General features: G+C 71.8%; 11 protein-coding genes. 7 read left to right on the plus strand and 4 right to left on the minus strand.

Features of this window, described 5'->3' with window-relative positions:
* Positions 1-16: 16 nt before the first annotated feature.
* The 4 genes from ACTYVM_RS26450 to ACTYVM_RS26465 all read left to right on the plus strand — a co-directional run bounded on the left by ACTYVM_RS26450 (position 17) and on the right by ACTYVM_RS26465 (position 2,865).
* Positions 17-919 (plus strand): aminoglycoside phosphotransferase family protein, encoded by a 903-nt coding sequence (locus tag ACTYVM_RS26450; RefSeq protein ID WP_445528359.1) that lies wholly within the window; start codon positions 17-19, stop codon positions 917-919.
* A gap of 159 nt (positions 920-1,078) precedes the next feature.
* Positions 1,079-1,312: a metallothionein gene (locus ACTYVM_RS26455; protein WP_400035879.1), complete on the plus strand. Its 234-nt coding sequence runs from the start codon at positions 1,079-1,081 to the stop codon at positions 1,310-1,312.
* Positions 1,313-1,436: 124 nt separating this feature from the next.
* Positions 1,437-2,564: a CapA family protein gene (locus tag ACTYVM_RS26460; protein ID WP_445528360.1), complete on the plus strand. Its 1,128-nt coding sequence runs from the start codon at positions 1,437-1,439 to the stop codon at positions 2,562-2,564.
* Between the two features lie 103 nt (positions 2,565-2,667).
* A complete protein-coding gene (locus ACTYVM_RS26465; RefSeq protein ID WP_400035875.1) occupies positions 2,668-2,865 on the plus strand; it encodes a hypothetical protein in 198 nt (65 codons plus the stop codon).
* Position 2,866: 1 nt separating this feature from the next.
* On the opposite strand, the gene ACTYVM_RS26470 is transcribed toward ACTYVM_RS26465, so the two are convergent.
* The 3 genes from ACTYVM_RS26470 to ACTYVM_RS26480 all read right to left on the minus strand — a co-directional run bounded on the left by ACTYVM_RS26470 (position 2,867) and on the right by ACTYVM_RS26480 (position 6,369).
* Positions 2,867-4,330, minus strand: a complete 1,464-nt coding sequence (locus ACTYVM_RS26470) for a dihydrolipoyl dehydrogenase family protein (protein WP_445528361.1) — start codon at positions 4,328-4,330, stop codon at positions 2,867-2,869.
* Between the two features lie 251 nt (positions 4,331-4,581).
* Positions 4,582-5,589, minus strand: a complete 1,008-nt coding sequence (locus tag ACTYVM_RS26475) for a 1-aminocyclopropane-1-carboxylate deaminase (RefSeq protein WP_445528362.1) — start codon at positions 5,587-5,589, stop codon at positions 4,582-4,584.
* A 63-nt stretch (positions 5,590-5,652) separates the two neighbouring features.
* Positions 5,653-6,369: a GntR family transcriptional regulator gene (locus ACTYVM_RS26480; protein ID WP_445528363.1), complete on the minus strand. Its 717-nt coding sequence runs from the start codon at positions 6,367-6,369 to the stop codon at positions 5,653-5,655.
* A gap of 380 nt (positions 6,370-6,749) precedes the next feature.
* Between ACTYVM_RS26480 and ACTYVM_RS26485 the strand changes: the two genes are divergently transcribed.
* From ACTYVM_RS26485 to ACTYVM_RS26495, 3 genes are all read left to right on the plus strand, one after another.
* Complete coding sequence (locus ACTYVM_RS26485; protein ID WP_445528364.1) at positions 6,750-7,955, plus strand: cytochrome P450; 1,206 nt, start codon at positions 6,750-6,752, stop codon at positions 7,953-7,955.
* Positions 7,956-8,114: 159 nt separating this feature from the next.
* Positions 8,115-8,735 (plus strand): isochorismatase family protein, encoded by a 621-nt coding sequence (locus ACTYVM_RS26490; protein ID WP_445528444.1) that lies wholly within the window; start codon positions 8,115-8,117, stop codon positions 8,733-8,735.
* Positions 8,732-10,000 carry an MFS transporter gene (locus ACTYVM_RS26495; protein WP_445528365.1) on the plus strand — a complete coding sequence of 423 codons (1,269 nt, stop codon included), beginning with the start codon at positions 8,732-8,734 and terminating at the stop codon, positions 9,998-10,000. The genes ACTYVM_RS26490 and ACTYVM_RS26495 overlap by 4 nt, the downstream gene beginning before the upstream one ends.
* Positions 10,001-10,123: 123 nt before the next feature.
* On the opposite strand, the gene ACTYVM_RS26500 is transcribed toward ACTYVM_RS26495, so the two are convergent.
* Positions 10,124-11,080: a LysR family transcriptional regulator gene (locus ACTYVM_RS26500; RefSeq protein ID WP_445528366.1), complete on the minus strand. Its 957-nt coding sequence runs from the start codon at positions 11,078-11,080 to the stop codon at positions 10,124-10,126.
* Between the last annotated feature and the right edge of the window lie 102 nt (positions 11,081-11,182).

An 11,182-nucleotide genomic window follows, 5' to 3' on the forward strand; every position in this document is an offset into this window, starting at 1 on the left:
CGTACCGTGGCTTCGCATGACCGACGCCGAGATCAAGATCACCGCAGACCTGGTCCGTGACCTGTTGCAGGAGCAGCATCCGGACCTGGCGGGGCTGGCCATCCGCGAGGTGGCGGGCGGGTGGGACAACCAGCAGTGGCGCCTCGGGGACGAGTTGGCCGTGCGCATGCCGCGCACAGCACAAGCCCCGGACCTCCAGCGCAAGGAGTGCCGATGGCTGCCCGTCCTTGCCCCGCGCCTGCCGCTTCCCGTCCCGACCCCCGTCCGGACAGGTGAACCGTCCACGCGTTTCCCGAAGCCCTGGACCATCATGACGTGGGTCCCCGGCGAGCCACTGGACCACACCTCCATCAGCCGCGGCGACCACGCGGCCGACACACTGGCGGGCTTCCTCAAGGCACTCCACGTGGAGGCGCCCGAAGAGGCGCCGATCAGCGAGGACCGCGGCGACCACCCCAAGAAGTGCACGGACGGCTTCGACCACTTCTTCGACGCCGTCGTCCCCGACGACCTCGCCGACGACGTCCGGGCCGTGTGGGACGACGCCGTCGCCGCGCCCGAGTGGCAGGGCCTGCCGGTCTGGGTGCACGGCGACCTGCATCCCGCGAACGTCGTCGTCTCGGACGGGACACTCTGCGGCGTGATCGACTTCGGTGCCGTGTTCGCCGGCGATCCGGCGTGGGACCTCGCGGCCGCCTGGGTCGTCCTTCCCGCGGGCGCCGCCGCGCGCTTCTTCGACGTGTACGGGCGTGCGGACGAGGCGACGATCCGGCGCGCCCGCGGGCTGGCCGCGCTGAAGAGCCTGTTCCTCATGGCGATGGGCCAGAGCGGAGACCGGGGCCTTCCCGGCGGCAAGCCGACATGGGGACCCGCCGGCCGGGCAGCGCTCGACCGCGTACTGAGAAGCGGTCTGCGCTAGGGACACGGGTGTGGGTCCGTCGGGGTGGTTGTGCCGCGTCGGCCGGTCCGGCCGGTGCCATTGGTGGAATACGGCTCGGGACACGCGACCCGGTCTTCGGGACCCGCGACCCGATCCGACGCCGAGGCACCGGTCCGGCACAGCGAGGAGTGAAGGCTCATGGCAGTGTGCGAGGTCTGCAACAACGACTACGAGTTGGCGTTCGAGGTGCGCGCGCAAGGCGCCGTCCACATCTTCGACAGCCTCGAGTGCGCGGCCCAGCGGATCGCCCCGACCTGCGACAACTGCGACTGCCGCATCCTCGGGCACGGTCTTCAGGCCGACGGGCGCTTCTTCTGCTGCGCCAACTGCGCACGCGTGCGTGGAGTCGCGCAACTCGTCGACCACGCCTGACCGCCGGGGGGCGGGCCGGCCGGCGGCGTGCTCCTCGGGCCTGCTCGGGGCGCGCGCAGCCCCGGGCGTCACGCCCGCTTCGGGTCCGGGCGGTCGCGTGCCGCCCGGCCACTACTGTGGGGGTATGCGCGACGGCGTGGTGACGCTGTTCCTGTGCGGCGACGTGATGCTCGGCCGCGGCGTCGACCAGATCCTCCCGTGCCCCGGCGATCCGGCCCTGCGGGAGCCCTGGGTCCGCGACGCCCGGTCCTACGTCGAGCTGGCGGAGGCGGCGTGCGGCCCGATTCCCGCCCCGGTTCCACCCGAGTGGCCGTGGGGCGAGGCCCTCGCCGTGCTGGCGGCCGCCGCCCCGGACGTACGGATCCTGAATCTGGAGACGTCCGTGACCCGCAGCGACGCGTTCGCACCGGACAAGGACATCCACTACCGGATGCACCCGGCCAACCTGCCCGCCCTCGCGGTGGCCCGGCCCGACGTCTGCGTCCTGGCCAACAACCACACGCTGGACTTCGGCCGCGCGGGGCTGCTGGAGACACTGGACTCCCTGACCGGTGCGGGACTGCCGGCCGCGGGCGCCGGCCGGGACGCGCAGGCGGCGTACGCGCCCGCCGTGCACCCGGTCGCGGACGGCGTCCGGGTGGTGGTGTTCTCCCTCGGGATGACGTGCGGTGGCATACCGTCGAGCTGGGCGGCGACAGCGGACCGAGCCGGTGTCGCGTACGTCCCCGCGGCGACGGCGGAGGCGGCCGCGGCGGTCGTCGGGCGCGTACGGCGGGTACGGTCTGCGGGCGACATCGTGGTCGTCTCCGTGCACTGGGGGTCCAACTGGGGCTACCACGTCCCCCGCGAGCAGATCCGCTTCGCCCGCGCGCTGGTCGACGGCGGTGTCGATGTCGTCCACGGGCACTCCTCGCACCACCCCCGTCCCGTCGAGGTGTACCGCGACCGGCTGATCCTCTACGGTTGCGGCGACTTCGTCGACGACTACGAGGGCATCTCCGGCTACGAGCAGTACCGCGACGACCTGCGGATCGCCTACTTCGCCTCGCTGACGGCGGGCACGGGACGGCTCGCGGACCTGCGCATGGCGATCCTGCGGGCCCGGCGGATGCGGCTGGAGCCCGCCCCCGAAGAGGACCGCGCATGGCTGCGGGCGGCACTCGGCCGGATCAGCTCGGGCGTGGCCGTCACCCCGGAGCCGGACGGCACGCTCCGGGTGGCACGGGCGACGACGACCGCGCGGCAGCCGTGAGGCCCGTGCGGCGCCCTGGACGCACTGCGCGCCCCACCGCAGGTGATCGGCCTGCGTCCGCGCCGGCCTGCCTCGGCCGGGCACCGGACGTACCGTCGGACCCATGGACGAGATGCCCCGGCGCATCGACCCGTCGACGGACCGGACCGCGGCGGCGCTCCTGCTCGGCTGTCGTCCCGAAGAGGTCGGCTACTGCCCCCGCTGCCACGGACTGACCCACCGCTACGGGCGTGACGCCCACGTCCTGTGCCCGGCCTGCGAGGCGGCCGCGACCGCGCCCCCCGAACGTTCCTCCGGCTGACTCAGCCCTGGTCCTTCTGCCGGGCGGCGCGGGCGAGGAGGAAGAGCCAGATCTCGCTGACGGTCGGGAAGCAGGCGACGGCGTGCCTGAGCCGCTTGAGCGGTACCTCGCCGGCGACCGCGACGGTCGCCGAGTGCAGCAGTTCGCCGACCCCGGGGCCGACGAAGGTGACTCCCAGGAGGACGTCGCGGTCGAGGTCGACCACCAGCCGGGCGTGGCCCTCGTAGTCGTCGGCGTAGAGGTCGGCGCCCTGGGCCGCGTCGAAGTCGAGGTCGACGGTCCCGACGCGGTGTCCGGCGGCGGCCGCCTGTTCGGCGGTCAGGCCGACGGAGGCCGCCTCGGGGTCGGTGAAGAAGACCTGGGGGACGGCGTGCCGGTCGGCGGTGGTGGCGTGGTCGCCCCAGTCGGCGTCGTCGAGCGGGCGGCCGGCGGCGCGGGCGCCGATGGCGTCGCCCGCGGTCCGGGCCTGGTACTTGCCCTGGTGGGTGAGCAGGGCGCGGTGGTTGACGTCGCCCAGGGCGTAGAGCCATGCGCCGTCGACACCGCGGACGAGGCAGGTGGTGTCCACCTCCAGCCAGGAGCCGGGGGTGAGGCCGACGGTGTCCAGGCCGATGTCGTCGGTGGCGGGACGGCGGCCGGTGGCGAACATGACGTCGTCGGCCTCCAGTTCGCCGCCGTCGTCGAGGGTGAGGGTGACCGGCCCGGTGGGATCGGGGCGGCGCACCGCGGTGACCTGCGTGCCGATCCGTACGTCCGCGCCCGCCCGGGTGAGGCCGCGTTCGATCAACTCGCCCGCGAAGGGTTCCATGCGGGGGACGAGGCGACGGCGGGCGAGCAGGGTGACCCGGGAGCCGAGGCCCTGCCAGAGGGTGGCCATCTCCACGCCGACTCCCCCGCCGCCGACGATGGCGAGCCGGGCCGGCACGGTGCTGGAGTCGGTCCCGGTCCGGTTCGTCCAGGGCCGTGCCTCGTCGAGGCCGGGGATGTCGGGCAGCGCCGCCCGGCTGCCGGTGGCGACGGCGACCGCGTGCCGGGCGGTGAGGGTCTGCCGCGCGCCGTCGTCCCGGGTGACGGTGACCCGCCGGGGACCGTCGAGCCGGCCGTGCCCGCGGAAGAGGTCCGCGCCGATGGACTTGATCCCCTCGGCCTGTCCGCTGTCGTCCCAGTCGGCGACGTAGTGGTCGCGGCGGGCGAAGACCCGGGCGGTGTCGAGCCGGCCGGTGACGGCCTGCCGGGCGCCGTCCACGCGGCGGGTGTCGGCGACGGTGATGACCGGCCGCAGCAGCGCCTTGCTGGGGACGCACGCCCAGTAGGAGCATTCACCGCCGACGAGTTCCCGCTCCACGACGGCCACGGTGAGGCCGGCGGCGCGGGCGCGGTCGGCGACGTTCTGGCCGACCGGACCGGCGCCCAGCACGATCACGTCGTACGTGGCGCTTCCCCGGTTCGCGCGTGTTTCGGTCATCGCTACCTCGCTGGTGGTCATGCGGACGCGGCCCCTGTCGTACATCCCACCTGCGCCCTGCGCCTCACGACGAGCCGCCGTAAGTCCCACCTTTGGCCGCACCCTCCTCCCCCCGACCCGCCCCGGCCGGGCCTCCGGCCACCTCCCCGGCCCCCGGGTCGCGCACGGCTGCCGCCCTGCCGCCGCCCCGGGTGCGGGTGCGACGGGGGGTGGCGCCGGGGGGCTGGAGAAGGGGCGCGGGTTGGGTGGGGTCAGTGGAAGGCGCCGCTGTAGGCGTTGAGGGCGGGCTGGCCGCCGAGGTGGGCGTAGAGGACGGTGGAGTCCTTGGGGATGTCCCCGCGGCGGACGAGGTCGATGAGTCCGGCCATGGACTTGCCCTCGTAGACGGGGTCGATGATCATGCCTTCGAGGCGTCCGGTGAGGCGGATGGCGTCCAGGGTGGACTGGACGGGGATGCCGTAGAGGTCGCCGGCCCAGCCCTCCAGGACGGTGATCTCGTCGTCGCGCACCTCCCGGCCGACGCCGATGAGTTCGGCGGTGTTGCGGGCGATCTTCGCCACCTGGGCACGCGTCTCGTCGATCTTGGCCGAGGCGTCGATGCCCAGCACACGGCGGGGCCGGTCCTGTCCCGCGAAGCCGGCGATCATGCCCGCGTGCGTGCTGCCGGTGACGCTGCACACCACGATCGTGTCGAAGAAGACCCCGAGTTCGCGTTCCTGCCGCTCGACCTCGTAGGCCCAGTCGGCGAAGCCGAGCCCGCCCAGGGGGTGGTCGGACCCTCCGGCGGGGATGGGGTACGGAGTGCCGCCCGCGGCCCGGACGTCCTCCAGGGCCTGGTGCCAGCTGTCCTTGAACCCGATGCCGAACTCCGCCTGGACCAGGCGCACGTCGGCGCCCATGAGCCGGGACAGCAGAATGTTGCCGACCTTGTCGTTGACCGCGTCCGGCCAGTCCACCCAGCTCTCCTGGACCAGGACGGCCTTCAGACCCACCTTCGCCGCGACCGCGGCCACCTGCCGGGTGTGGTTGGACTGGACGCCGCCGATGCTGACCAGGGTGTCCGCGCCCTTGCGGAGCGCGTCGGGGATCAGGTACTCGAGCTTGCGGGTCTTGTTGCCGCCGAAGGCCAGCCCGCTGTTGCAGTCCTCCCGCTTGGCCCAGATGCGGGCACCGCCGAGATGGTCACTGAGCCGGTCCAGCGGGTGGACGGGGCTGGGGCCGAACAGCAGGGGGTGGCGCTCGAAGGACTCGAGGGACATCCGGGGCTCCTTGCGGGGTGCGTCCGTCGTGGGGATGTGGGTCCTGCCTGGGTTCTGCAGGGGTCAGCGTGGGGAGGCGTCGCCGCCGGGTCCGCCGTCCGGCTCGTCGGCGTCGGAGTCGGCGAGCGCCGTGTCGAGCAGCGGCAGCAGCGTCTGCCAGTTGGCGCGGGTGGCGGCCACGGCCCCCTCGACGTCCCCGGCCTCGCACAGCGCGATGATCCGGTCGTGCTGTGCGACCGAGCCGCGGCCGCTCAGCGAGGAGAAACGCAGCCTCTCCACCCGCCGCAGCACCGGGGTGAACTGCTCCAGGACGGTACGGACGGCCGGGTTGGCGCAGGCGGTGACGGCGACGCCGTGGAAGGCGTCGTCGGCGTCGATCGCCGCGTCGACGTCGCCCCGGCGCAGGGCGTCGGCGAAGCGCGCGTTGGCCTCACGCATGGCGTCCAGCTCGGCGGCGGACAGGTCGGGCATCGCCTCGCGGACGGCGAGTTCGTGCATGGCCGCCGTCACCGACTGGGCCGCCCGCGCCGCCCGGACGTCCAGGGGACTGACCATGGTGTAGCGGCCGGGCTTCGTCCGCACCAGGCCGGCCTGCTCCAGACGCGTCAGGGCCTCCCGCACCGGGGTGCGGCTGACGCCCAGCCACTCCACCAGGTCACTGTCGTTGAGGCGCTCCCCCGGTGCGAGCGTGCCGTCGACGATGGCGTCCCGGATGGCCCGGTAGGCGTTGTCGCGGAGAAGTGACCTGGAGACGAGCCCGCGGCTCTGCGGCACTGGCATGCAACATATTGCACGCCGCATGACAGAGGGGTGTCAAGAGTGTGGACCCACGGGCTCCTTCCGCGGCCGGCCGGCGCCACCGTCGTGTGCGGGCTTGTTAGCCCACCTGGCTGGACTGGCGGAGCGGGTCACCGGTCCGTACCGGCTCGCGTGTTTCCATCGTCAGCACGGAGGCAAACGACAGGGGGCCGCGGCGGCCCCGGCGCCCGCACTCACCGGGGTGCCGGCCGGCGCGCGCTCCGTCCGCCGTCCCGGAGGGCCGCGCGCACTTCGGGGACCGGGTGCCGCCGCCTCCGTCGTTCTCCCACCGCTCGCCGGGCGCCTTCGCCGGGCCGTGGACACCACCGACGCCGTACCCCGTGCCCCAAAGGAACCGACTGATGACCACGGACAACGAGACGGCCATCTGCCCGTTCGACTTCAGCGAAGCCCTGGAGTTCGACCCCTCCCTCGCGGAGCTGATGCGTCACGACACCCCCACCCGGATCCGGCTGAGCTACGGCGACGCGGACGCCTGGCTGGTCACCGGCTTCGACGCGGTCAAGCAGGTGACCACCGACCACCGGTTCAGCAGGGCGGGCATCATCGGCCGCGACTACCCCCGGATGACGCCCGAGCCCATCGTGTCGCCCGAGTCGATCAACGTGATGGACCCGCCGTACAGCAGCCGCGTACGCCATCTGGCCTCACAGGCCTTCACCCAGCAGCAGGTGGAGAACATGCGGCCCCGGATCGTCCGGCTCGCCGACGATCTGCTGGACGGCATGGAGAAGGAGGGCCCGCCGGCGGACCTGATCCGGCACCTGTCCGACCCGCTCCCCCAGCACACCGTCCTGGACCTCCTCGGCATCGAGCGGGGGGAATGGCCGCGGATCCAGAAGGCGGTGCACCAACTGCTCGTGGTCGGCGCGGACACCAAGGAGGACGCGGCGCGCGCCAAGGCGGAGCTGACGGCCTACTTCGGCGAACTCGTCGTACAGCGGCGCGAGTCGCCCGGCGACGACATCATCAGCGCGATGGCCGCGGCGCGGGACGGCAAGGAGCAGCTGGACGACCGGGAACTGGCGGTCATGACGCTCATGCTGGCGCTCAGCGGCCAGGACACGGCGACCTGCGAGATCAGCGACATCGTGTATCTCCTCCTGACCCGGCCCGAGCTGGCTGAACGGCTCAGGAGCCGGCCCGAGGCCCTGAGCGACGTGCTGCACGAGTTGCTCCGCCACATCCCCTTCCGCAAGGGGGTCGGCATCCCCCGGGTGGCTCTCGAGGACGTGCAGCTGGGCGGTGTGCTGATCCGGGCGGGCGACTACGTCCACGTGTCGTACCTGACGGCCAACCGCGACCCGGAGCGCTACACGGACCCGCACGACATCGACGTCGACCGGCCGAACTGCCCCCATATGACGTTCGGCTGGGGCGGGCACCGGTGCATCGCCATGCCGTTGGCCATGGCAGAGCTCGAAGTGGCCGTCGGGCGGCTCATGGAGCGCTTCCCCGGGCTGCGGCTCGCGGTGCCGCCGGAGGAGGTGCGCTGGGACGCGAAGACGATCCGGCGGTTCCCCCTGGAGCTGCCGGTGGCCTGGTAGGGAGGCCCGCCGGGCAGGGCGACGCGGACGGGCGACGGTATAAAGAATTCCTATAACTGGCAGGGTGCGTTTCACGGTTAGGCTCTGTGCCCAATCTCCGGGCCATGCTCTCCGGCCTTCCGTATGCGAAACGCAAGAGGAGTTCATCCGTTGAACGCGATGTGGCGCGTGAATCCGCAGAAGACGGCTCTGCTCGTGATCGACATGCAGAACGACTTTGTTCTCGAGGGGTATCCGATGGAAGTGCCGATGGCACGCCACCGGATACCCCGGATGCAGGAGGTCGTCGCCGAGTGCCGGACGGCCGGTATTCCGGTCGTCTACACCCAGCACATTCTGCTGGACACATTCAATGTGTCTCCGCTGGAATCCACCTACAACCCGGCGCTGCTGAGCGCGGGCATGCGCGAGGGAAGTTTCGGTGCGCAGGTCGTCGACGACCTGAAGCCGGAGGCCGACGACGTCGTCGTGGTCAAGCACCGCTACGACGCCTTCCACAACACTCGGCTGGAGAACGTGCTGACCAGCATCTCCGGCCTGCGTGAGGTGGACACCGTGATCATCATCGGCACCCTCACCGAGGTCTGCTGCGACTCCACCGCACGCGGTGCCTACATGCGGGACTTCAAGGTGGCCTTCGTGGGTGACGCCACCGGGGCGCTCAGCGAGGAGGCGCAGGCGGCCACGGAGAGGACGATCGGAACGTTCTTCGGCCGTGTGCTCACCACCGCGGAACTGGTCGCGGAAATCCGCGCGAACCGTGAGGGGAGAGCGGCATGAAGCCCAGAGAATACGACGTCCGCTACGAACGCTCGGCCGTCGTGCTGCTCTCCCTCGGATTCGGTCTCGTCGGCCTGGACCGCTGGATCATCAGCCCGCTTTTCCCCTCGATGATGAAGGAACTCGGGCTCGACTACCAGGACCTGGGCAACATCATCGGTGTTCTCGGTCTGGCCTGGGGATGTTCCTCCCTTCTCATCGGCGGCCTCTCCGACCGGCTGGGCCGGCGCAGGATCCTGGTCGGCTCGATCGTGTTCTTCTCGGTCTGCTCACTGCTGACCGGGCTCGTCGGCGGACTCGTCAGCCTTCTGCTGGTGCGGATCGTCATGGGCGTCACCGAGGGCGCCTTCACCCCGACCGCGGTGGCCGCCACGGCGGAGGCGTCCCGGCCGGAGCGCCGCGGACTGAACATGGGCATGCAGCAGAGCACCTTCGCCCTGTTCGGTGTCGGCCTGGGCCCGATCATCGCCACCCAGTTGCTGCGGATCCTGCCCAGCTGGCACTGGGTCTTCGGTCTCATGCTGATCCCCGGACTGGTCCTGGCCTGGTTCATCCTCCGGACCATTCGCGAGCCGCACCAGCTGCCGGCCTTCGAATCCGCCGTCTCCCCCGTCTCCCAGGACCGGACCCGCTGGCTGGACCTCTTCCGCTACCGGAACATCCGGCTGGCGATGCTCGCCCTGTGCGGCGCGATGACGTGCATCTTCGTGCTGAGCGCCATGGTGCCGAGCTATCTGGTCGACCACCAGGGCATCGGGACCAGCCAGATGGGCGTCATCGCCTCCGGCATCGGGTTCGGCGCGTTCGCGGGCCAGCTGGTCATCCCGGGGCTGTCCGACCGGTTCGGCCGCAAGCCCGTGGTCGTCGTCGCGCTGCTGATGGCGATGTGCATGCTGGTCGGCTTCATCCTCCAGGGGCCGGTCGTGCCGCTGCTGTTCCTGCTGCTCTTCTTCGTCGCCTTCGGAGCCAACGGATGCCTGGCCCTGCTCGCCGGAACCGTGACCGTGGAGTCCGTCCCCGCCGGTCTGATGGCGGCCGCGGCCGGCACCGTCATGGGTGTCGCGGAGATCTTCGGCGGTGGCGTGGCCCCGTCCGTCGCCGGTTACCTGGCCCAGCACCACGGCATCCACACCGTGCTCTACCTGGCACTCGGCGGACTGCTCCTGTGCGTGGTGGCCGCCTCCTTCCTCCAGGAGACGGCGCCGAAGAAGACCGGCCGCACCGGCCACGAGGCCGCCCCCGTCACGACGGCCGCGGCCGGCTGACCGGCACGCGCCCCGGCACGAGCCGAGGGCCTGCCCGGGAACCGGACGGCCCGCGTGCCGACGCGTGTCATCCGGTCCCGGGCAGCTAGTGCCGCGACAGGCAACGTTTGCCCCGTCGCGGCACTAGGGCCTCTCGTTCGGGGCGCCGGGCGGGTCCTCCTCGAGGAACCGCGCGACGGACGCCGCGAAGGCCCCGGTCACCCCGTGGTCCCGGCCCGCGTCGCTGATTCCCACCGTGACGTTGATCCGCGGAAGCAGTCCGGGGAGCCGGGCCGAGGGAAGGTCCGTCGCCCGCTGCCCCCGGTCGCCGAGGACGACACCGGCCGGGACCACGGTGATGCACTCCCCCAGGCGGATCAGCGCGTGCATGGTCCGGTAGTCGTCCACCACATGGAAGCGGGAGATCTCGTACGTCTCGATCAGCGTGGTCGTGATCCTCGCATGGTGGGTCAGCACCGGATTGTCGAACAGCACGAACCGGTAGCGGGACAGCAGCTCCTTCACGGCGGGGGCGCTGACCTCCTCCAGGACCGTCCCCGGCGGATGGACGAGCGCCATGTCCTCGATGCCGACGACCTCGGTGTGAAAGGGGTGGTCCGCTTCCGTGGAGTAGAAGAGTCCGGCGTCCAGCTGGTTGAGTTCCAGCAGGTCGATCACCGTCGTGGCCGGCCGGCTGGTCACCCGGAACTCGTCCGCCCCGTACATGTCCAGCGCGCTGCTCACCACGGCCCGCACGGACCGCTCCGACAGCCAGTTGTCCACCCCGAACACGACCTTGTGCGGATGGCCGGCCACCTCGGCGAAGCTCCGCGGCCGGGACGGGTCCTTCTTCCCCAGGACCGCGGAGGCGTTGGACAGGTCCCGGATGAGCTGGGCGGCGTACGGCAGGAAGTAGGCGCCCTGCGGAGTCAGCACCGCGCCCTTCCACCCCCGTTCGAACAACGCGAAACCGAGGCTGTCCTCCAGCCGCCGCAGCCGCTGGCTCATCGCCGGCTGCGAGACGTACGAGTCGGCGGCCGCCTTGGAGATACTGCGGTGCTTGGCCACGGCCAGGAAGGAACGAAGCGCCTCGAGATCCACGGTTGCCCCTCCTTCGACCACGACACGGGGCTCGACGGATTGGACCCTACTGCCCCGCGGACCCGTTGTGACCTGGTGGGACCGCGAGGCGGAAGGACTTCT

The organism is Streptomyces cyslabdanicus (genome assembly GCF_052663305.1).